This is a genomic window from Enterobacter sp. ECC_219_Taxon_10 (assembly GCF_058354905.1).
Genome location: NZ_CM178005.1, coordinates 2,998,551 through 3,020,651, shown reverse-complemented (window position 1 = coordinate 3,020,651; position 22,101 = coordinate 2,998,551). Strand labels below are relative to the sequence as shown.

Here is a 22,101-nt window from a genome sequence, read left to right as displayed (position 1 = left end):
CCACCTGTGTTACACCTGCGGGAAAATTAGCTCCAGCGCCTGGATTGAATCTTCCCAGTCGGCACGTTCAAAAATGCCCTGTTGTAAAAATGCCTCCAGCTGCGGCCACAGGCTAATCGCCTTGTCGAGCATCGGGTCGCTGCCTTTGGCATACGCCCCCACGCTGACCAGATCGCGGTTGCGCTGGAAGCTGGAAAGCAGTTGTTTAAAGTTACGCACGCGGGCGTAGTGCTTCTCGGTAATCAACGCCGTCATCGCACGGCTGATGGACGCTTCAATATCAATCGCCGGGTAGTGCCCGGCTTCGGCCAGGCGGCGCGACAGCACGATATGGCCATCCAGGATCGCGCGTGCGGAGTCGGCAATCGGGTCCTGCTGATCGTCGCCCTCGGTCAGTACCGTATAGAACGCGGTGATAGAGCCGCCGCCGCTGATGCCGTTCCCCGCACGCTCGACCAGCGCCGGAAGTTTGGCAAAGACCGAAGGCGGATAGCCTTTGGTCGCCGGCGGCTCGCCGATAGCCAGCGCGATTTCACGCTGCGCCATCGCGTAGCGGGTGAGGGAGTCCATGATCAGCAGCACGTGCTTGCCGCGGTCACGAAAATCTTCGGCGATACGGGTGGCGTAGGCGGCACCCTGCATACGCAGCAGCGGCGACACGTCCGCCGGTGCGGCAATAACCACCGAGCGGGCGCGGCCTTCCGCACCCAGAATGTTTTCGATGAAATCTTTTACTTCGCGACCACGCTCGCCGATCAGCCCCACGACGATCACGTCGGCCTGGGTATAGCGCGCCATCATGCCGAGCAGGACGGATTTCCCGACACCTGATCCGGCGAACAGGCCCATGCGCTGCCCGCGACCTACGGTGAGCAGGGCGTTAATCGGACGCACGCCCGTATCCAGCACGTGCTCAATAGGGGTACGCTGCAGGGGATTGAACGGCTGGGTGATCAGCGCGCCGGTTTCGGTGGTGTCCGGCGCGGGCAGGCCATCAAGCGGCTTCCCGCTGCCGTCCAGCACGCGGCCCAGCAGGGCAGGGCCAAGCGGCAGCTGTTTCCCGCTTTGCAGCCCGTCGCCGCTGATATTCTTCGCATAGACGCGCGCGCCGGGCAGAATGCCTTCCACCTCTTCAAGCGGCATCAGGAACAGGCGCTGGCCGTTAAATCCGACCACTTCGCTTTCGACTTCACGCGTCTCCTGACCATCCTGACGCTCAATGACGCAGGTTGCCCCCAGCGGAAGCTGCAGGCCGGTGGCCTCAAGTACCAGACCGGTGGCGCGCGTCAGTCGCCCATAACGACGAACGGATGGCAGCTGTGCCATCTTCGTCTCAAAGTTGTCGAGCGTGGTGAGCCAGCGGGTGAGGCGCGCGGTCATCAGACGACTCCCGGTGCCGCCAGGCGGCACAGTTCCTGCCAGCGGGTGGCGACGCTGGCATCCAGGTCGCCTTCATCGGCAGAGACTTTGCATCCGCCGTGGTGTAATGACGGGTCGCCGCGCAGACGCCAGCCGTGCAGGCTAAGCGTTGCGCCCAGGCTCTCTTCAACGCGCTGCAGATCGTCCGGGTGGACGCGCAGCTGCGGTTTGCCGCTGAACAGCGGCTCCTGCTGAAGCAGACCCTGAATTTGTTTGATCAGCGCGGTGTTATCCACCACGGGCGTCTGGCCGATAACCTGACGCGCCGCTTCCAGCGCCATCTGCATCAGACGCGAGGCAATCACGCTGTCCAGCGCGTCCAGCGTGTGCTGGAACTCGCTGACCAGCTGCTGCATGCGGGCATGGATCGGCGCCTGCTGCTGGCGCGCCTGATCGATGCCGTGCTCCAGCCCTTTCGCCAGACCTTCCTGGTACCCCAGATCGTGACCCTTCTGGCGGCCCTCGTTCAGGCCAGCATTGTAGCCCTGCTCGTGCGCCTGCATTTGCAGCTGCGCCAGCATCTGCGCTTGCTGCTCTTCTTCGCTCAGCTCAGGCTGTTCGACGTCCGCGTCGGGCTCTGTGGGCGAAACCACCGCGGGCGAGAATTCGGTAAGGGGAGGGGCCAGATCGTCCGGGGTCCAGCGCTTCCACGACAGCTCATTAGACATAGGTGTCGTCTCCGCTGCCAATCACCATCTCGCCGGTTTCCGCCAGACGACGAACAATAAGCAGGATCGCTTTCTGCTCGTTTTCCACCTGAGACAGACGCACCGGGCCACGGTTGGCAAGGTCGTCGCGCAGGATATCGGCCGCACGCTGAGACATGTTGCGCAGGAACTTCTCGCGCAGAGGCTGCTCGGCGCCTTTGAGGGCAATAAGCAGCGACTCGGAGTCCACTTCCTGGAGCAGGCGCTGGATGCTGCGATCGTCCACTTCGACCAGGTTTTCGAACAGGAACATCTCGTCGATGATTTTTTGCGCCAGCTCGCCGTCGAATTCGCGAACCGCCGTAATGACCGCCTCTTCCTGCTGCGTTTTCATCAGGTTGATGATTTCCGCTGCCGTTCTCACGCCGCCCATTTTGCTGCGCTTGAGGTTCTGACCGTCGAGCAGGTTGTTCAGCACTTCGGTCAGCTCCGCCAGCGCGGCCGGCTGGACGCCGCCGAAGGTCGCGATACGCAGCATCACGTCGTGACGCAGACGCTCCTCGAACAGGGCCAGAATATCGGCAGCCTGGCCACGTTTGAGGTGAACCAGGATGGTGGCGATAATCTGTGGGTGCTCGTCGCGAATAAGGTCGGCGGCACTCTGTGGCTCCATAAAGTTAAGCGTTTCGATACCGCTGGCGGTATCGCGCGTTTCCAGAATATCTTCCAGCAGGCTGGCCGCGCGCTCTTCGCCCAGCGCCTTGACCAGCACGGAGCGCAGGTAGTCGTTGGCGTTGACGTTGAGCGCCGCAAACTGTTCGGCTTCCTGCTCAAATTCCGACAGCACTTCGGTCAGCTGCTTGTTGGAGATCTGACGCACGTTGGCCATCGCCGCACTGAGAATTTGCACTTCTCGCTGGGAGAGGTGCTTAAACACCTCTGCCGCGCGGTCTTCGCCAATGGTCATCAGCAGGATGACGCTTTTATCGGTGCCCGTAAGCGTATTACTCATGTTCGTTACCCATCCACTGGCGGATGACCAGCGCCACGACGCGCGGATCGTTATCTGACATTTCGCGAATGCGCTGGCTCATGACCTCGGCGCCCATGCGCTGGTTAGCACGACGCTGCTGCATCTGTTCATCTTTGCTGAGGCGAACTTCAACCGCTTCTTCCGTTTCCTGACGCGCAGACATCTGTTCGCGAGCCACTTTTTCGGCTTCTGCGCGGCGCTGAAGCTGAGGGCGTACGCCCTTACGCCACAGCAGCCACGCGACAATCAGCACCAGCAGCCAGCGTCCTGCGGACATCAGCTGGTCGATAAACGCCTGCTGTTGCCAGAACGGCAGCTCGCCGCCGGTCTCTTCAACCGAGTTGAACGGTGAGTTGACCACGTTGAGAGTATCGCCGCGCTTCTCGGAGTAACCCATCGCTTCACGGGTCAGGTTTTCAATCTGCTTCATCTGCTCGGCGGTCAGCGGCAGCGGTTTGCCATCCGCCAGCGTTTTGTAGTTCACCACCACCGCAACGGAAAGACGCTGAATATCGCCCACGTTCAGTTTAGTGTGGCGGATCGTCCGATCCACTTCGTAGTTCGTGGTTTCGTTGCGGCTGCTGGAGCGCGGGCCTGCGTTACTGGTCGTTGAGCTGGTCTGCTGATTATTTTGCTGACCGTTCTGCTGATTGGCCGGTGGCGTGGAAATCGGCGCCGCGTTAGCCGGAGCAGGCTGGTTAGAGCGCGCGCCCGGCACGCCGCCAGGGTAAGCCCCACCCACCTGTTCGCTGGAGTTGATCTGACGTGAACGCATCACCGCCTGAGCCGCATCGCCGTTCGGGCTGTATTGCTCTTCGGTTTGTTCTTTATTAGAGAAGTCAATCTGCGCGGTCACCTGGGCATGCACGTTACTGTTGCCCACTACCGGGCCGAGGATCGCTTCGATGCGGCGCTGGAGACGGCTTTCAACGTCGGCGGCGTATTTCAGCTGCGCGTCGTTCAGGTCACGCCCGGCGGTATTGGATTGGGTCAGCAGATGTCCGCTTTGGTCCACCAGCGTTACGTTACCCGGCGGCAGGCCGGCGACGGCGCTGGAGACGAGATGCGTCACCGCGCTGATTTGCCCTTCGTCCAGCGCGCGGCCAGGCTCAAGGTTCACGGTAACGGAAGCCGAAGGGGATTTCTGTTCACGAACGAATAAAGAAGGTTTAGGCATCGCCAGGTGCACGCGGGCACTCTTCACCGGGCCTAACGTTTCAATGGTGCGGGCCAGCTCGCCTTCCAGCGCACGCTGGTAGTTCACCTGCTCGCTGAACTGGCTGATACCAAACTTTTCCTGATCCAGCAGCTCAAAACCGACCGCGCCGCCCTTTGGCAGGCCCTGCTGTGCCAGACGCAGACGAAGCTCGTGCACCTTATCTGCCGGCACCTCAAGCGCACCGCCATTATCGGCAAAGCGATAAGGGATATTCATCTGGGTAAGCTGGGTAACGATGGCGCCGCCATCCTGATCGGAAAGGTTGCTGTAGAGCGTGCGGTAATCAGGGCTTTTCGCCCATAAAACCATCGCTACAAGGATCGCAATTGCGGCAGCGCCTGCCACGATCAACGGGATTTTAGGATTCGCGCGAAGGCGGTTCATCCACTCGAGTGATTTATTTTGTGGCGCTGTCGATGCTGCTGCACTCATTGCGCACCTCTTAAATCCTGGTGGTTTACGTTATTCGTGTAGAGAAACAAAACTGACTCCCGGGTCGGCAAACACGACAAAAGTTCCATATTGATGGCCCTGCCATTATTTGACGATTCCGGATTTTCTATGCGTCAAATAACCTGGTTTTTTCACGCTATTTACCGCCATTATCTTATTGACAAGCTGTTAGTCTTGACCGCGTAAAAAACCATCCAGGGGAGAGTCATGGCTATACAGGGCATTGAAGGGGTAATCAGTCAGTTGCAGGCAACGGCGATGACGGCCCGTAATCAGAATGTGGCAGAACAACAGCCGACCATCAGCTTTGCGGGGCAACTGCACGCCGCTCTTGACCGTATCAGCGATACCCAGACCGCTGCACGTACGCAGGCGGAGAAGTTCACCCTCGGCGAGCCGGGCGTGGCGCTGAACGATGTGATGACCGATTTGCAAAAAGCCTCGGTTTCTATCCAGATGGGGATCCAGGTGCGTAACAAGCTGGTGTCGGCGTATCAGGAAGTGATGGGGATGCAGGTTTAAGCCCCGTCGATCTTCGCTGGCGGCCTCTGCGCTTTAATGCCACAATATTTTTTTCTTCGAATGCAGGAAAGATGATGAAAAAAATAGCAATTGCTGGCGCGTTGCTGGCACTGACCGGGTGCGTTCAGGTCGATAACTATAATGATGTGATCAAGCATCCCGTCCCGGCGAACCTGGCGGGATACTGGCAGTCGAAAGGGCCGCAGAGCAGCCTGGTCAGCCCTGAAGCGATTGCCACGCTGGTGGTCACGGAAGAGGGCGATACGCTGGACTGTCGCCAGTGGCAGCGTGTGATTGCCGTGCCGGGTAAGATCATGCTGCGCTCAGACAGCTATTACAACGTTACCCGCAAGCTGGATATCTATCCGCTGGATCGCGACGGCTCAACGCTGGAGTATGATGGGATGGAGTTGCAAAAGGTTGACCGCCCAACGGTGGAATGTGCTGATTATCTGAGCAAGAATCCGCTGGAAAGTAAACTGCCCTAAGGGTAAAAGCAAAACGGCAACCTCGTTGCCGTTTTTGGTGTTTGCTCCCTCTCCCTGTGGGAGAGGGACGGGGTGAGGGCATCAGGCCGCACGTTTCCCGTTCTACAACGCATCCTCAATCACCCACACGCTAACGCTTCCCCCTTTGCAGGTAAAGGTGCCTTCGCCATCCGCCGCGGTGGTGACCGTTTCTTCACGATTGCCGAGAAAATCCCGCCACGTTTTGTTGCCGTAGTTTTCCCCCAGGCAAATCACCTTCTCGCCGTCGTCACCGTTCGACATGACCACCACGCAGCCGGGATCGTCCTCGGTGCCGCTGCGGCTGAAGGCGATGCAGTTTGGATGGTCAAAAAACAGCGTCTGCACGCCGTGGGCAAAGCGCTGGCGGGCAAGGATCAGCTCGTGGAGCTGCTCAATAACCGGCATGTCGATGTGATAGGTCTCGCCGTCACCTCCCGTATCGTCATAGCTGGCGCCGAACAGATCCGGATAGAAAACGCTCGGCACGCCGTTTTCCCGCAGCAGGATCAGCGCATACGCCAGCGGTTTAAACCAGGCTTCCACCGGCGCTTCCAGCGCCTGCAGAGGCTGCGTGTCATGGTTAGCGACGAGGGTGACCGCATGAAACGGATCGGCCTCCACCAGCGTGCCGGTGAAGATTTGGCTCATGTCGTAATCCCGACCCTGACGTGACGCTTCGTGGAATTTCATCTGCAGGGGGGCATCAAAGAGCATGGTTTTACCGTCGACCTGGTCAATATAGGCCTGCAGTTTGTCCACCTCGTGGGACCAGTATTCCGCCACGATAAATAACGGCTGTTCGGCGACTTCCTGTACGTGCTCAATCCACTCTTTATAAAACCAGGCGGGAATATGCTTGACGGCGTCCAGACGAAAACCGTCGCAGCGCGTCTGTTCCATGACCCAGCGGGCCCAGTATTTTATTTCCTCGGTGACGGCGTGATTGCGAAAGTCGATATTTTCGCCCATCAGGTAATCGAAGTTACCCATCTCATCGTCGACCTGGTCGTTCCAGCCTTCGCCGGTGTAGTCGTTGACGATTTTAAAGATGCCGTCTTCATCGGGATTCTCAATATGGTCGACGCCGCTGAAGCATTTGTAATCCCAGATAAACTGCGAATATTGCCCGGCGCGGGCAGGGAAGGTGTAGCGTGTCCACGCTTCGCACTCGACGATCTCATCATCGATTTGCGTGCGATCCTGCTCGTTCACGCGCTGAACACGGACAGGCTCTTTCTCATCTGCCCCCATTTTGTGGTTCACCACCACGTCCAGCAGTACGGCAATGTCGTTGCTTTTAAGGGCGTCGATGGCCTCCAGCAATTGCGCTTTGTCACCGTACTTTGTGGCGATACTGCCTTTCTGATCAAACTCGCCGAGGTCGAACAGATCGTAACAGTCATAGCCAACCGAATACCCGCCGGAAGCCCCTTTATAGGCGGGAGGCAGCCAGATCATATTGATGCCGATTTCATTAAGATTGGGGGCTAACGCCGTGACTTCTCGCCACAATTCACCGCCAGCGGGGTAATACCAGTGAAAGCATTGTAACAGGGTGGGGTTTTTCATCGTCCGTGCTCCAGAAGCCATTTGGCAGACTTCTGGAGTATGGATGAAGAAATCATAATTGTGTGTCGCGGGTAACACTTTCTGGATAAAGAATATTCCCTGACAGCTTTCCATAGGTAGAGGTGATGGATTGCTGTTTACCGGTCTGATCGATGAGATGCCTAAGCTCATCCATTCGAATTGCCAGTAACTCTTTGAGTTGACTTTCATTTTTGAGCACGTTTTCAAGCAAGAATCTGGCCTGTTCGATATGGGGCCGTGGTGCTGATGCTATTGGATTAAGCGAAATATTTTCAATAAGTTGAACATAAGTGATTTCTTGCGTGATGAGATCGTCCCACTGGCCTGCTTTAGCCAGCTTGAGCATTGAAAGGCTGAGATCATGTAGCGCCTGCCAGGCGCTAAGAGCAGAGTTGGGGTTGTTCATTAAAAATTATCCTGGTGAGAGGAGACATTAGAGCCAATTTGTTTCCACGCGTCAGCAATGTTATTCAATAAGTCCTCAACTTCGACAATTGCCCCTTCGTCATTACGTAAATTAGCGTGTAACAGACGACGAATCATATAGTCATAAAGTGCTGCAAGGTTCGCAGAAAGCGGACCTTCAATCTCCATGTTCAAACCAGCCTTCAACCCGTTGTCGATGATATTTATCGCTTTCGACAAAGCTTCACCTTTTTCGGCAACACGACCCTCGTTGAGAAAAAGCCGAGCACGGACAAGGGCACTGAGTGCCCCGTCAAAAAGCATGGTCACAAGTTGGTGCGGATTTGCACTCATTACCGCACTTTCAAGACCGATTTGTTGATATGCACGCGCACCAATTTGTGAGTACATGATTATTCCTTAACTGCTGGACGAACTAAATTGCTGTTTCAGATAGGTGGATGTATTGTTCATTTTGCTCATCAACGTATCCAGATTCGTAAATTGCGCCTTATATCGCGCCATTGTGGCTTCTATATTTGCTTCCATCGCGTCATAGCGTTGATCAAGCGTTTTAAGCGTCGTGTTTATACCGTCAGTCGCATTCTTGATAATCCCTTCTTTACCCGCGGTCGTGCTTAACATGTTTGTGAGCATCGTGCCCATTTGTGTCGCAAGGCCGGTTGCTTTCCCATCACCGGCAAAATATTCCTGTACCGCTTCTGGATTATCCGTTAACGCTTTGCTCAATTTGGTCGAGTCAATCTTAAGATTGCCTAACGAACCGTCGGCCCCCGTCGCGGTATCTTGCGTGACACCCAGCTGAGCCAGAATTGCATAAGAGCCTGACTGCACCTCAGTTAATAATCCGCGTAGCTGAGATTGCACCGAGCGTACCGTGCTATCGCCAATTAACGCGCCGTTATTTGCAGACTGGCTTTCACCGGCATCAACCTTTATATATTTGGTGACGGATGTAATGGTCGACTGTAAAGCATTATAGGCAGTTACCCAGTCAGTTATGGCTTTTTGAGTGGTGTCAGCAGCACGAGTAATATCCAGATTTTCACTGCTCGTGCTCTCATTTTTAAGACTCAGGGTAATACCCGGCAGGGCATCAGTAATCGTGTTAGTTGAACGCTCAATCGTGATGTCGTTGATAATAACTTGCGAATTTTTGGATGCCGTCTGTTGATTCATCACGCCTGTGTGAGTTGAAGAATCATATCCAATGATATTTTGTAATGTGCTGTCGCCCGAGACGCTCACCGTCATATCATTTGCTGTACCAGATGTTTTAGAGGTCAGCATTAAAGTGTAGTCACCGTCTTTCGCTTTAATGACGGTAGCAGTAACGTTCCCGTTCGCTTTGTTGATCGCGCTGGCGATTCCATTTAATGAGGTATCGGAATCACCGAGCGTAACGGTCAGCGGCGTTGTCGAGCCGGCTTGTGCAATGGTTATCGTACGAGTTCCACCCGTTGTTGCGCCTAACTGCGAGGTCGCGCTAGCCTGGCTCGCAGTAGTCAGTACCTGTGCTTTTGCCAGCGATTTAACCTGAACGGTATAGCTGCCGACGGTGGCTCCCGTTGCCGTGGTTGCCGTAAAGGAGGTATTGGTCGATCCGACTGCTGTTGCGTTCCATGTGTCAGTTTTAGAGAGTGCTGCAGTGGCGGTATTGAGCGTTTGCATCGCACTTTGCAGCTTACTGAATGCGCTGAGCTGCGCATTATAAGAGGTTTGCTGATTCGTTATTGTTGTTAATTTTGTTTTTTCAGCGGTTTCAAGGTTAGTGTAGAGCGTCTGTAAGTCCAAACCTGAGCCGACGCCAAGACTACTGATTGTTGCACTTGCCATTAGATTGTTTCCTTTAGTCAATGGTAGTTTCAGCTAGTTATCGGCGAGAGGAGAAAATAGTTTAATCATTAGTTGATAAAATTATCGGCAGAATAAGCGGCATTCCTTTCGGCATATACCCTCTTTGTTATCGGTAGGAAGGATGCAGTTCGGGGATACTTCTTCTTACAATAAAAGGCTGAACGCCAGTTGAAATCGTGGTTTTTTACCATGCCGATGAATATTTTTCATTTAAAATCAGTTAATTAAAAAAAACTCAATGAAAATTCTAAAGTCTTCATGACGTTCGTCGATAACCTTTTTGACGGTGAGAGACGCCGTGAGTGTTAAGCACCGACCCTAGAATCCAATTTGAAGGAATTAAAATATGTCAGTAATCAATACTAACCTGTTATCCCTGTCTACTCAGAACAACCTGAATAAATCTCAGTCTGCTCTGGGTACCGCGATTGAGCGTCTGTCTTCTGGCCTGCGTATCAACAGCGCGAAAGACGATGCTGCTGGTCAGGCGATTGCTAACCGCATGAATTCACAGATCAAGGGCATGACTCAGGCTGCTCGTAACGCCAACGATGGCATTTCTATGATTCAGACTGCTGAAGGCAACCTGAACGAAATTAACACCAACTTGCAGCGTATCCGTGAACTGTCTGTACAGGCAGCAAACGGCACCAACCAAGATACTGACATGGCCTCTATCAATACCGAGATCAACCAGCGTCTATCTGAAATTGACCGTATCGCAGGTGCTGCGAACTTCAACGGTAAAAACCTGCTGGATGGTTCTCAGAGCGGCGGCGTAACCATTCAGGTTGGTGCGAACACTAAAGCCGGTGATACCATCAGCATCGGCTCTGATTCTCTGATCAATGCTAAGCTGAGCTCCCTGGCATCCGGTACTGCACTTTCTGGCGGCACTGCAGCAATTAGCGACAACGCCACTGCAAAAGCGGTTATTGATGCAGTTGATACTGCTCTTAAAGGTATCGACGGCGCGCGTAGCAACCTGGGTGCAATGCAAAACCGTTTCGAATCTACAGTTAACAACCTGAACAACTCAGTGACTAACCTGTCTGCTGCACAGTCTCGTATCCAGGATGCTGACTACGCAACCGAAGTGTCTAACATGTCACGTGCACAGATCCTGCAACAGGCTGGTACTTCTGTACTGTCTCAGGCAAACCAGGTTCCTCAGGCAATGCTGTCTCTGCTGCGTTAATTCTTACGCCCTTGATATTTCAAAACCCGGCGTTGCCGGGTTTTTGTTATATTGCCTCACTCCACTTTTATGTTGATAGACTTGAAAATATTATGCGCAAAATTTTACTTACCATTGACAGGTTCGAACACTACGGTCAACACGAGAGTATATTTTTTGATTTGATAGAATATTTTCATCGTCATAACTGGCAGGTCGATGTTGTTGCCAAAACAACGGGTCGGTATTGGCTCAACAATTTAAATGTCATAAATGAAAATAAAAACATTCGTTTATTGGAACAACCCAATGGTAAGTTGCATGCTTCCTACGACCTGATGTGGATATTTAACGGCTATATCCCGGCCGTACTGAATACGACTTTTATGCGAGGAGATTGTGTTTCCAGGGTCTTCTTTCATCATTTTTACAGCTATGCTGACTATGATTTACCCTATGGCGCAGATGCTGAAAATGCGCTTTCTAGCACCAGTTTTGCCTGCTCAACCGCCAGCTATGTCCGCTTAGTTGAAAAGGGCATTAAACAACCGCGGATCAAGATTTTTCCGCTTACCATTAATAATCAATTTTCTTCTGCCGGAAGGGTCTTCACAGATAAACTCGAAAAAGCACTGCTGATTTCCACTGGTTATAATAAGAATTTAGTGGAGCTTATTGAGTTATTCAAGACCAAAAATATTGAACTAGATTATTATAATCTGGACTCTGCGCCTGGCCCTGTAACGCCAGAATTGCTGTCACAATATCAGCTAATTATTGGCGATGAAGCGCGCGCTGTATATGCCATGAGTATGGGGTTGCCGGTTGTGATATCAGACGGTATTTCCTCGCATGGTTATCTAACAGAAGCAAATCTGTTGGAACGAACTGATTATCATTTTGCACTGACAGGTGCTTCCAAAATTGTTAACCAAAACCGCTGGGTCAAAGAAATCCTTGACGGTTACCCGCAGGCAGCCTGCTGGGCCTGGGAATACCGGGCTGAAGCAAACGCGCAATTTTCTTTAGACACCTGCGTAGGCAAGATACTGGATCGTTTACCTGCGCCGAAAAAACTACAAATTTCGCAGGAACAGCACAGTAACCTTGAATTTCATCGTAAGGTTATGGACAGTTTTGGGGAAGAAACAACGCGATCGGTGAGTAGTTGGATAAATGAAAGAAAACCAACTCCGCTGCGTTCCGCTATTATAGGGACTTTGCTTCAGTCTTTCCCTACCTGTGCCAGTATTACTGTCATAATTATTGATCGCGAAGGCGATCGAAATAAGCTGCGTGCGAGTTTGCTTTCTGTTAATAACCAAACACTAAGTGCCGACGCAATCATCGTAGTAGGAAAACTGCCATCATTTGATATTAACGATTGCCCGACAATACGCTTCGTGGATAATCTCAACCGGGCGGTAGATGAAATCACGTCAACTAATCTGCTCATTATGGACTCGGGCAATACTCTGGAAGAGCATGCGCTACTTACCTGTGCCGAGTTTACGATGCGTGATCCCCGGCGGGAACTTTGGTATTTTGACGAGCTCGTTATACGTAATGATGATGAAGATGGCTTAATTCTGAAGCCGGAATGTGATATAGATATGCTGCGTGCACATCCTTACATCGGTTCCAGTGTCTTTGTTTCAAAAGATGCAGTAAGTCGCCACAATGACTTTAATACTGACTATCAGTATTTGAGTCATATCGATATTTGTTGGAAATTAATTGAAGAAAAAGGTCCTCTCGTAATCGGCCATATTCCTGAGGCGTTGATCTCCGGGGCCATCAGCATTAGTGAGTGGTGTAAAAATCCCGCCATCATGGATGAAATGAAAATCATCACTGCCGCGCATCTTTCACGCTGTGGCATACATGCAAAGATCGTAGCTGGCGAAGAGCCTGGCGTTCAGTTCGTGATGTATCAACTTCCAGCCATCGCAAAGGTGTCGGTGATTATTCCAACACGGGACCGTCTGGTGTTACTCCAGCGGTGTATAGACTCTCTGATGGAGAAAACGGTGTACCATCAGTATGAAATTATTATTGTTGATAATGGTTCTACTGATGAAGATGCGAGAAAGTACTTGGACCAGCTTGAGTCCATGCAGTTGGCGCAAATTAAAGTTCTGCGCTGGGATGCGGCGTTTAACTTTGCCTCTATCAACAACTATGCCAGCCGTTATGCAACAGGTGAATACCTGTTGTTTATGAATAATGATATTGAAATTAATGAAGGCAACTGGATGGGGGCATTGCTCGAACTCGCTCAACGCCCGGAAGTCGGTATAGTAGGTAGTAAACTTGTCTATCCTGATGGCACGCTGGAGCATGGTGGGTATATCACGGGCATCAATGACGGCGTGACTGTCTGTGGGAGAGGAAGCTCTCAGGAAGAAAGCGGCTTTCTTAGCCGGTTGAAGATCCCTCGGGGCGCTCATGCAGTAAGTGCGGCCTGCATGATGATGCGTAAAGAAGTATTTGATGAGCTTGGCGGATTCGATGAAGAGAATTTCCCGATCTACTACGCTGACGTTGATTTGGCATTAAAAGCAAAAGCGCAAGGTTATATCACCTTGTGGACACCTTTTAGCAGCGTTAAGCACCTTGGCGGAGCTTCGCGTTTGTTCCCAGAAAAATTTTCAGTCGCTACTCATGCGGATGAAGCATGTCATGATGCGCTACTGGATAAATGGGGAGCAGAACTGGCACGTGATCCTTATTATAATTCTAATATGAACCGTCTCGGGTCGACATTCAGCCTAAATACACGTATGTCGCGCTTACCGAATGCGCTGCCAGGAAGGCCGTTACCTGTGATCATGGGGACCCACATTAACTGGACAGGATGTGGTAATTATCGCGTCATTAAACCTCTTCATGCACTTCAGCAAGAGCTGAAAGCTGATGGTGGATTGATCTTGGGACTGCCAACGGTGATGGAAGTGGCTCAATTCCAGCCCGATCGACTGATTCTTGAAGTACCTATTGCTGATGATATTCCTCAGACAGTAAAACGCTATCGGCAGGTCTGTAATGCCAAAATTATTATGGAATTTGATGATTACTATTTAGACGTCCCGGAGAAAAATATTTTCAGGGAGAATGTGCCAAAAGACATTCAGAATCGCCTGAGTTCAGCCCTTGCTCTGGCCGACTGGGTTGTTGTTTCGACTGAGCCGCTGGCTGAAGCTTATTCTCGTTTCCATTCGGATATCCGTGTGGCAAAAAATCGTCTGGATATGGAACTGTGGGGAACCCTCAAGTCTGCTAAACGTTGTGGCAAAAAACCTCGTGTAGGCTGGGCAGGAGGCTCGAGCCATACGGGCGATCTTGAAATATTGTTACCTATCATTCATGAATTACAGGATGAAGTGGAATGGGTGTTTATGGGGATGAAACCTGCAGGTGTCAATTGTGAATTCCATTTACCTGTACCTTTTGAACATTATCCGCAAAAGTTGAGTGAACTTGATCTTGATCTGGCATTGGTCCCGCTTGAACAGAATCGGTTCAATGAATGTAAAAGTAATCTTCGTATCTTAGAACTGGGAAGTTGTGGATTCCCCATTATCTGCACCGATATCGAACCCTATCGCTGTGGCCTGCCCGTTCATCGGGTAAAAAATACCCCCAGTGCGTGGATTTCTGCTGTTCGTGAGCATATTTACGACAGGAATGCACTTAATAAGGCTGGGGAACAACTGCGCAACGCAGTACACCGAGACTGGATGCTAAGAGAGAGTGGTCTGGATGATTGGCAACGTGCCTGGATAGGCTAATGCTTGTACCCAAGTGGGAAAGCGTCAGAAACTGGCGGTGTCTGAAACGAAGAATAGGTAAATGATGTATGTATCAGGGTGAAAAAATTGGTGTGGGGATCGTCACTTTTAATCGTAAAGACGGTTTGCTTAAACTATTTAACTCTCTGCCGCGCCAATATATTGATGAACTGGTTATTATTAATGACGGACAACATCATCCTGAGTATTCAGGTCTTGATTGTTGTTATATTTTGAATGAGGAAAATCTCGGGGTCGGGTGCAGCAAAAATCGGGCCCTGTCATATCTGCAAGAAAAAGGCGTTGACCACTATTTTCTTATTGAGGATGACGTTTTTGTTAAACGGGATGATGTTTTTCTTCGCTATATTGAAATGGCCCGACTCACAGGCATACAACATTTTAATTTTAGTCAGCATGGGTTACTGAATGTTAATCCACAGGGACAGCCACTCGTGCGAATGCGGTGCGATTATGCAAGTGAAAAACTATTTATGTTCCCTTCCTGCGTGGGAGCATTTAGTTACTACACTGCACTGGCGCTCGATACAGTGGGTCTGATGGACGAACGTTTCTATAATGCTCTTGAGCATGTTGATCATACTATTGCGATTATTGATGCTGGCATGCATCCTCCGTTCGGTTATTTTGCAGACATCGCAGACTCACAAGATTATATTGGTGATGAAGGATGGAGTACTAAGCAATCCACAATTTCAGGCGAACTCACTTTCAGGGCGATAGTGACAGTGGCTTTGCAACGTTTTAAACAAAAGCGTGGTCTCATGCCTACTGATATTACTATTGAGAACACAAAAAAAGTCACTCGGCAATTGGAAAAAATCCATAAAAAATATGCAGTTAGTCATTAAAGAGTGCATTATAACATTCAGCAAGCCAGTTGCGGAAAAACCACTGGCTGCTGTTTTTCCTGATCTAATCTCAAAATAACCCCCCATTTCACCCATTATTCATCCAATTGAACGCCCTGCAGAATCGGATAATCATGCCGATAACTCAACTAACGCAGGGCTGTTTATCGTGAATTCACTCTATACCGCTGAAGGTGTAATGGATAAACACTCGCTGTGGCAACGTTATGTCCCGCTGGTGCGTCACGAAGCATTGCGCCTCCAGGTGCGCTTGCCGGCGAGCGTGGAACTTGACGATCTGCTACAGGCGGGCGGTATCGGGTTATTGAATGCAGTTGACCGATACGACGCTCTGCAAGGAACGGCATTTACGACTTACGCAGTTCAGCGTATTCGTGGTGCGATGCTGGACGAGCTGCGCAGCCGCGACTGGGTGCCGCGCAGCGTTCGCCGCAACGCGCGCGAAGTGGCGCATGCGATGGGGCAGCTGGAACAGGAACTGGGACGCAACGCAACGGAAACCGAAGTGGCGGAACGTCTTGGCATTGCTGTTGAAGAGTATCGTCAGATGTTGCTCGATACCAATAATAGCCAACTCTTCTCCTATGACGAGTGGCGCGAAGAGCATGGCGATAGCATCGAGCTGGTGACGGACGAGCACCAGCAGGAAAACCCGTTACACCATTTAATGGAAGGGAATTTACGCCAGCGCGTAATGGAAGCGATTGAGGCTCTGCCTGAGCGCGAACAGCTGGTGTTGACCCTTTATTACCAGGAAGAGCTTAATCTCAAAGAGATTGGCGCGGTTCTGGAGGTGGGGGAGTCGCGGGTTAGCCAGCTGCACAGCCAGGCCATTAAACGCTTACGAACCAAGCTGGGTAAGTTATAGGTGATTCAATCACCCGAAAAATGCCGCACAACGTATTGACAACCAGGAGTTATCATGACGGTGCAGCAATCTAAAAGACGGCCTTTAAGCCGCTACCTGAAAGACTTTAAACACAGCCAGACGCATTGCGCCCACTGTAACAAATTACTCGATCGTATCACGCTGGTTCGCCGCGGCGAGATCGTGAATAAAATCGCAATCTCTCGCCTCGACACGTTAATGGATGAAGCCGCGTGGCTCGAAGAGCAAAAAGAGTGGGTGGCGCTTTGCCGTTTCTGTGGCGATCTTCACTGCAAAGAGCAAAGCGACTTCTTCGACATCATCGGCTTCAAGCAGTTCCTGTTCGAACAAACGGAGATGAGCCACGGCACCGTGCGCGAATATGTGGTTCGCCTGCGCCGCCTTGGTCAGCATCTGACCGTTAACAATATCTCTCGCGATCTGCTCAAGACCGGTTATCTGGATGAAAATCTGGAGCCGTGGCTGCCTGCAACCAGCACCAACAACTACCGTATTGCGCTGCGCAAGTATGCGCAATATAAGGTGCAAATGCCGGGTTCCGTGAAGCAGAAAGCGCTCGCCGGAACAACTTCTGATATATATTAAAAAAGAATAAGATGTAGCGCAGTCGCCTTTGACGTTGCAGGCGATTTCTCTACACTACGTAAAAATTCCACTATATCGGGGTATTTATGAAATTTGCACTTCTGGGTCGTCAGGCGCTGATGGGAGTTATGGCCGTCGCGCTGGTTGCGGGCATGAGCGTAAAAACGTTCGCCGCAGAAAACCTGCTGAATAAAGTAAAAGAGCGCGGCACGCTGCTGGTTGGGCTGGAAGGAACCTATCCTCCGTTCAGTTTCCAGGGTGATGACGGCAAACTCACCGGTTTTGAAGTGGAATTTGCAGAAGAACTGGCGAAACACCTCGGCGTTAAGGCCTCGCTGAAACCGACCAAATGGGACGGTATGCTGGCTTCGCTGGACTCCAAACGCATTGACGTGGTGATTAACCAGGTGACCATTTCTGACGAGCGTAAGAAGAAGTATGACTTCTCCACGCCGTACACCGTGTCCGGTATTCAGGCGCTGGTGAAGAAAGGTAACGAAGGCTCCATCAAAACGGCTGCCGATCTGAAAGGCAAAAAAGTTGGCGTCGGTCTGGGAACCAACTACGAAGAGTGGCTGCGCCAGAACGTTCAGGGTGTGGATATCCGCACTTATGATGATGACCCGACGAAATATCAGGACCTGCGCGTAGGCCGTATCGACGCCATTCTGGTTGACCGTCTGGCCGCTTTGGATCTGGTGAAGAAAACCAACAATACCCTCGCGGTAGCGGGTGATGCGTTCTCTCGTCAGGAATCCGGCGTGGCCGTTCGTAAAGGCAATGAGGATCTGGTGAAAGCCATTGATTCCGCGATTGCTGACATGCAGAAAGACGGCAGCCTGAAGGCGCTGTCTGAGAAGTGGTTCGGGGCAGACGTCACCAAATAAGTCGGTGACGTGAAAAAAAGGCGCTTTTAAAAGCGCCTTTTTTATTTCTTACGCGTCTGCGTGCATAATGAAAAATATCACATTTTGTCTGAGTTACCGGAGATTCCATGTCACTACAGAATTTAACGCGCTTTCCCCGTCTGGAGTTTATCGGTGCGCCGACGCCGCTGGAGTACCTGCCGCGACTTTCTGATTATCTGGGACGCGATATTTTTATTAAGCGCGATGACGTGACGCCGATGGCGATGGGCGGCAATAAGCTGCGCAAGCTGGAGTTTCTGGCGGCTGACGCGCTGCGCGAAGGGGCGGACACGCTGATCACCGCCGGGGCCATTCAGTCTAACCACGTTCGTCAGACGGCGGCCGTGGCGGCAAAGCTCGGGCTTCACTGCGTGGCCCTGCTGGAAAACCCGATAGGTACGCGGGCGGAAAACTATCTGACCAACGGTAACCGTCTGCTGCTGGATCTGTTTAACGTGCAGGTGGAGATGGTGGATGCGTTGACCGACCCGACCTCGCAGCTTGACGAACTTGCCACGCGTCTGGAAGCGCAGGGTTTCCGTCCCTACGTTATTCCCGTCGGTGGTTCGAATGCGCTGGGCGCGCTGGGGTATGTGGAAAGCGCGCTGGAAATTGCACAGCAGTGCGAGGGCGCCGTTAGCCTCTCGTCGGTGGTCGTCGCGTCCGGAAGCGCGGGCACGCATGCCGGGCTGGCGGTGGGGCTGGAACAGCTGCTGCCGGAGGTCGAGCTGATTGGCGTGACGGTGTCCCGCAGCGTCGCGGACCAGAAGCCAAAAGTAGTGACTCTGCAACAGGCGGTGGCAGAGCAGCTGGAGCTGAAGGCCAGGGCCGAGATCCGGCTTTGGGATGACTATTTTGCACCGGGTTACGGGACGCCTAACGAAGAGGGGATGGAAGCAGTTAAGCTGCTGGCGCGCCTTGAGGGTATACTGCTCGATCCGGTCTACACGGGCAAAGCGATGGCCGGGCTTATCGATGGCATTGCGCAGAAACGCTTTAAGGATGAAGGGCCGATTTTATTTGTGCACACCGGCGGGGCGCCCGCGCTGTTTGCTTATCATCCTCATGTCTAAAAATCAGGTCGAAAAATAATAATGCAAGAAAGTATTCAACTGGTTATTGATTCGCTGCCGTTCCTGCTGAAAGGTGCGGTATTTACGTTACAGCTCAGTATCGGCGGGATGTTCTTCGGGCTGGTGCTGGGTTTTATTCTGGCCTTAATGCGCATGTCGCCCATCCTGCCGGTACGCTGGCTGGCGCGCTTTTATATCTCCGTGTTTCGCGGTACGCCGCTCATCGCCCAGCTCTTTATGATCTACTACGGTTTACCGCAGTTCGGGATCGAGCTGGATCCGATCCCGGCGGCAATGATTGGGCTGTCGCTCAATACGGCGGCCTATACCTCCGAAACCCTCCGCGCGGCGATCTCGTCAATTGATAAAGGCCAGTGGGAAGCGGCGGCCAGTATCGGGATGACGCCGTGGCAGACGCTGCGTCGCGCGATTCTGCCGCAGGCTGCACGGGTAGCGCTTCCGCCGCTGAGCAACAGTTTCATCAGCCTGGTGAAAGACACCTCACTCGCAGCAACCATTCAGGTGCCGGAGCTGTTCCGTCAGGCGCAGCTCATTACCTCACGCACCCTTGAAGTTTTCACCATGTATCTGGCCGCCTCACTGATCTACTGGGTGATGGCGACGGTGTTGTCCGCGCTGCAAAACTATTTTGAAAACCAGCTTAACCGCCAGGAGCGTGATCCAAAATGAGTGCTATCGACGTTAAAAACCTGGTGAAAAAATTCCACGGGCAAACGGTGCTCCACGGGATCGACCTGGAAGTTGAGCAGGGTGAAGTAGTGGCGATTATTGGCCCGAGCGGATCGGGTAAAACTACGCTGCTGCGCAGTATCAACCTGCTTGAACAGCCGGAAGGGGGCACCATTCGGGTTGGGGAGATAACGATTGATACCGGTAAATCCATCAGCCAGCAGAAAGGGTTGATTCGCCGCCTGCGTCAGCATGTTGGCTTTGTGTTCCAGAGCTTCAACCTTTTCCCGCACCGCACGGTGCTGGAGAATATTATTGAAGGACCGGTCATAGTAAAAGGTGAGCCAAAAGAGGAAGCGACGGCTCGCGCGCGCGAATTGCTCGCCAAAGTCGGGCTGGCAGGTAAAGAAACCAGCTATCCGCGCCGCCTGTCGGGGGGGCAACAGCAGCGCGTGGCGATAGCGCGGGCGCTGGCGATGCGGCCTGATGTGATCCTCTTTGATGAACCGACCTCCGCGCTCGATCCCGAGCTGGTGGGTGAGGTGCTGAACACCATCCGCCAGCTGGCGCAGGAAAAACGCACCATGGTCATCGTGACGCATGAGATGAGCTTTGCGCGCGACGTGGCGGACAGGGCCATCTTTATGGACCAGGGGCGAATAGTGGAGCAGGGACCGGCGAAAAGCTTATTTGCTAATCCTCAGCAGCCGCGAACCCGTCAGTTCCTGGAAAAATTCCTCATGCAGTAGCATTTCTGCACTGATTTGCTCCAGAAACTTTCTCTGGAGCAAATTATTCTCGCTCTACACCTTAAACGATGTTCTTTTATTCCGCCCGGCCAGAATAGCCCTTATCTATAGCGCAGTTGCACTATTGCCGATATTTTGTAGTTAGAAATAAGTTTTATGTGTTAGTTTATATTCACCATAATAATGATTATCTTTTCAGAGGCTTCTTTTAGTAAGTATGAAGGATTCAGACTTTTTCACCTGGCGACGGGATTGCTCCCTCCGGTTTCAGGAATTGACCTGTGCCGCCGAGGTATATCAGGAACTTCAGCGACAAACCCAGGCGCTGGAATTCGATTATTACGCACTCTGTGTGCGCCATCCCGTGCCGTTTACGCGACCTAAAATTTCTGTGTATGCCACTTATCCGCAGCAGTGGCTGGCGCAATATCAATCAGCGAACTATTTCACCATCGATCCGGTGCTTAAGCCGGAGAATTTCATTCAGGGGCATTTACCCTGGACGGACGCATTATTCGCGGATGCTCAGGAATTATGGAGCAGCGCGCAGGACTTCGGCTTACGTTCGGGAATAACGCAGTGTCTGATGCTGCCTAATCATGCGCTCGGCTTCCTCTCTGTTTCTCGTACTAGCGCGCAGGAAGGGCCATTTGCCGGCGAGGAAATAGAGCTGCGGCTTCAGATGCTGGTGCAAATGGCATTAACCGCGCTGTTGCGTTTTGAAGATGAGATGGTTATGCCGCCTGAGATGAAATTCAGCAAACGCGAACGAGAAATTCTGAAATGGACTGCGGAAGGGAAGACGTCTGCGGAAATAGCGATCATTCTCTCTATTTCAGAGAATACGGTTAACTTCCATCAGAAGAATATGCAGAAAAAATTTAATGCGCCAAACAAGACGCAGATTGCCTGTTACGCGGCGGCTACGGGATTGATCTGATTAGAGAGTACGTTCTGCGTGACAGACGAGTGGACGGCTGAATGCACTGCATCCAGCCGTTTTTTGTTACTGGCGGTACGCTTGTTTGATTTGCTTAACGGTGTTAGCAAATACGGCCGATTCCGCCTGGTCTTCCATCTGCGCGATTTGTTTTTCCATTTTAATGATCACACGACCAGCGTCAGCCTGGCCCATAGCCTGCAGCATCAGCGTTAGCAGCGCTTTCAGGCAGTTTACTTCCTGTGCCAGTTCCTGGTTATTCTCCGCAGTGGCAAATTCAGGTGTGCTCATTTATTTTCCTCATTATTAAACGGCGCTAAAGCGCGACGACGAAAGTCAAGGCGGCGGAGTATACCACAAGCTGCAGCAAAAAATGCAGCGGTTGTTTTTCGTACTTTTACGTCGGTGTTTATTTGCGTAAACGCAGCCAGACGGTAAACTGATGCTCTGGTACGGTTATTAATTGTTTGCGCCTGGTTTACTTGCCGTTAATTATTGTTACAAAAATTTGAGGACAGTTTTTCCGCGAGAAAAACATGCAAGCTTTTTGTAACTTTTTGAATACAGATGCTTAAAAAAAGCCGGAAAAGCTCTGATGGCAGGGCTCTCTTTCCATGGACTGTACAGGCTAATTTCCAAAAACGAGAGCAAAATCGAATGGCCGATTTTTTAACGTTTTAATCTTGTGATGAAAACCGTTAATATAAGCCAAATTATCACTCAGTAGCGTT

Annotated in this window: 21 protein-coding genes and 1 pseudogene; 12 read left to right on the top strand and 10 right to left on the bottom strand. The window is 51.9% G+C overall.

Going from position 1 to position 22,101, the window contains the following annotated elements; genetic code table 11:
- Nucleotides 1-9: 9 nt before the first annotated feature.
- Genes fliI through fliF form a run of 4 tightly spaced genes read right to left on the bottom strand, consistent with a single transcriptional unit; the run spans nucleotide 10 to nucleotide 4,750 of the window.
- Complete coding sequence (gene fliI / locus AC4ICF_RS14405) at nucleotides 10-1,380, bottom strand: flagellar protein export ATPase FliI (protein WP_023330814.1); 1,371 nt, start codon at nucleotides 1,378-1,380, stop codon at nucleotides 10-12.
- Entirely contained in the window at nucleotides 1,380-2,087 is a 708-nt protein-coding gene (fliH, locus tag AC4ICF_RS14400) for a flagellar assembly protein FliH (protein WP_116338973.1), read from the bottom strand. The genes fliI and fliH overlap by 1 nt, the downstream gene beginning before the upstream one ends.
- On the bottom strand, nucleotides 2,080-3,078 hold the full coding sequence (gene fliG / locus AC4ICF_RS14395) for a flagellar motor switch protein FliG (RefSeq protein WP_008500327.1): 999 nt from the start codon (nucleotides 3,076-3,078) through the stop codon (nucleotides 2,080-2,082). Before fliG ends, fliH begins: the two co-directional genes overlap by 8 nt.
- Nucleotides 3,071-4,750 (bottom strand): flagellar basal-body MS-ring/collar protein FliF, encoded by a 1,680-nt coding sequence (gene fliF / locus AC4ICF_RS14390; protein ID WP_491466095.1) that lies wholly within the window; start codon nucleotides 4,748-4,750, stop codon nucleotides 3,071-3,073. Before fliF ends, fliG begins: the two co-directional genes overlap by 8 nt.
- Before the next feature lie 228 nt (nucleotides 4,751-4,978).
- On the opposite strand from fliF, the gene fliE reads away from it, so the two are divergent.
- Nucleotides 4,979-5,293, top strand: coding sequence for a flagellar hook-basal body complex protein FliE (gene fliE / locus AC4ICF_RS14385; RefSeq protein ID WP_028013699.1), 315 nt, complete (start codon nucleotides 4,979-4,981; stop codon nucleotides 5,291-5,293).
- Nucleotides 5,294-5,367: 74 nt separating this feature from the next.
- Nucleotides 5,368-5,781 (top strand): lipoprotein YedD, encoded by a 414-nt coding sequence (gene yedD, locus AC4ICF_RS14380; RefSeq protein ID WP_163329832.1) that lies wholly within the window; start codon nucleotides 5,368-5,370, stop codon nucleotides 5,779-5,781.
- A 102-nt stretch (nucleotides 5,782-5,883) separates the two neighbouring features.
- Here the strand turns inward: yedD and amyA are convergent, their stop codons facing one another.
- From amyA to fliD, 4 genes are read right to left on the bottom strand one after another with little or no spacing between them, the layout of a single operon-like run.
- Nucleotides 5,884-7,371: an alpha-amylase gene (gene amyA / locus AC4ICF_RS14375; protein WP_163329833.1), complete on the bottom strand. Its 1,488-nt coding sequence runs from the start codon at nucleotides 7,369-7,371 to the stop codon at nucleotides 5,884-5,886.
- 52 nt (nucleotides 7,372-7,423) lie between these two features.
- Complete coding sequence (fliT, locus tag AC4ICF_RS14370; protein ID WP_049000127.1) at nucleotides 7,424-7,798, bottom strand: flagella biosynthesis regulatory protein FliT; 375 nt, start codon at nucleotides 7,796-7,798, stop codon at nucleotides 7,424-7,426.
- Nucleotides 7,798-8,208, bottom strand: coding sequence for a flagellar export chaperone FliS (fliS, locus tag AC4ICF_RS14365; RefSeq protein WP_049000129.1), 411 nt, complete (start codon nucleotides 8,206-8,208; stop codon nucleotides 7,798-7,800). Before fliS ends, fliT begins: the two co-directional genes overlap by 1 nt.
- 9 nt (nucleotides 8,209-8,217) lie before the next feature.
- Complete coding sequence (fliD, locus tag AC4ICF_RS14360; protein WP_049000130.1) at nucleotides 8,218-9,654, bottom strand: flagellar filament capping protein FliD; 1,437 nt, start codon at nucleotides 9,652-9,654, stop codon at nucleotides 8,218-8,220.
- 367 nt (nucleotides 9,655-10,021) lie between these two features.
- On the opposite strand from fliD, the gene AC4ICF_RS14355 reads away from it, so the two are divergent.
- The 10 genes from AC4ICF_RS14355 (at nucleotide 10,022) to sdiA (ending at nucleotide 21,370) form a co-directional block, all read left to right on the top strand.
- Complete coding sequence (locus AC4ICF_RS14355) at nucleotides 10,022-10,873, top strand: flagellin domain-containing protein (protein WP_049000131.1); 852 nt, start codon at nucleotides 10,022-10,024, stop codon at nucleotides 10,871-10,873.
- 92 nt (nucleotides 10,874-10,965) lie between these two features.
- The gene (locus tag AC4ICF_RS14350; RefSeq protein WP_302217938.1) at nucleotides 10,966-14,643 is read left to right on the top strand and encodes a glycosyltransferase; all 3,678 of its coding nucleotides are present in this window, start codon (nucleotides 10,966-10,968) and stop codon (nucleotides 14,641-14,643) included.
- Nucleotides 14,644-14,711: 68 nt separating this feature from the next.
- Nucleotides 14,712-15,515: a glycosyltransferase family 2 protein gene (locus AC4ICF_RS14345; RefSeq protein ID WP_302217940.1), complete on the top strand. Its 804-nt coding sequence runs from the start codon at nucleotides 14,712-14,714 to the stop codon at nucleotides 15,513-15,515.
- Nucleotides 15,516-15,684: 169 nt separating this feature from the next.
- Complete coding sequence (locus AC4ICF_RS14340; protein WP_014170714.1) at nucleotides 15,685-16,404, top strand: RNA polymerase sigma factor FliA; 720 nt, start codon at nucleotides 15,685-15,687, stop codon at nucleotides 16,402-16,404.
- A gap of 54 nt (nucleotides 16,405-16,458) precedes the next feature.
- Nucleotides 16,459-17,010 (top strand): flagella biosynthesis regulatory protein FliZ, encoded by a 552-nt coding sequence (gene fliZ, locus AC4ICF_RS14335; RefSeq protein WP_061097767.1) that lies wholly within the window; start codon nucleotides 16,459-16,461, stop codon nucleotides 17,008-17,010.
- A gap of 86 nt (nucleotides 17,011-17,096) precedes the next feature.
- Nucleotides 17,097-17,897 carry a cystine ABC transporter substrate-binding protein gene (gene tcyJ, locus AC4ICF_RS14330; protein WP_047652374.1) on the top strand — a complete coding sequence of 267 codons (801 nt, stop codon included), beginning with the start codon at nucleotides 17,097-17,099 and terminating at the stop codon, nucleotides 17,895-17,897.
- 107 nt (nucleotides 17,898-18,004) lie between these two features.
- Nucleotides 18,005-18,991: a D-cysteine desulfhydrase gene (dcyD, locus tag AC4ICF_RS14325; protein WP_163329836.1), complete on the top strand. Its 987-nt coding sequence runs from the start codon at nucleotides 18,005-18,007 to the stop codon at nucleotides 18,989-18,991.
- 21 nt (nucleotides 18,992-19,012) lie between these two features.
- Nucleotides 19,013-19,681 (top strand): cystine ABC transporter permease, encoded by a 669-nt coding sequence (gene tcyL, locus AC4ICF_RS14320; RefSeq protein WP_163329837.1) that lies wholly within the window; start codon nucleotides 19,013-19,015, stop codon nucleotides 19,679-19,681.
- Nucleotides 19,678-20,430 carry an L-cystine ABC transporter ATP-binding protein TcyN gene (tcyN, locus tag AC4ICF_RS14315; protein ID WP_041909387.1) on the top strand — a complete coding sequence of 251 codons (753 nt, stop codon included), beginning with the start codon at nucleotides 19,678-19,680 and terminating at the stop codon, nucleotides 20,428-20,430. Before tcyL ends, tcyN begins: the two co-directional genes overlap by 4 nt.
- A 217-nt stretch (nucleotides 20,431-20,647) precedes the next feature.
- A complete protein-coding gene (sdiA, locus tag AC4ICF_RS14310; protein WP_316379479.1) occupies nucleotides 20,648-21,370 on the top strand; it encodes a quorum-sensing transcriptional regulator SdiA in 723 nt (240 codons plus the stop codon).
- Between the two features lie 66 nt (nucleotides 21,371-21,436).
- Here sdiA and AC4ICF_RS14305 read toward each other — a convergent pair whose 3' ends face one another.
- Nucleotides 21,437-21,661: a DUF2594 family protein gene (locus tag AC4ICF_RS14305; RefSeq protein ID WP_014832453.1), complete on the bottom strand. Its 225-nt coding sequence runs from the start codon at nucleotides 21,659-21,661 to the stop codon at nucleotides 21,437-21,439.
- A 25-nt stretch (nucleotides 21,662-21,686) separates the two neighbouring features.
- Nucleotides 21,687-21,755, bottom strand: a pseudogene (locus AC4ICF_RS14300) (hypothetical protein); the annotation flags it as partial.
- Between the last annotated feature and the right edge of the window lie 346 nt (nucleotides 21,756-22,101).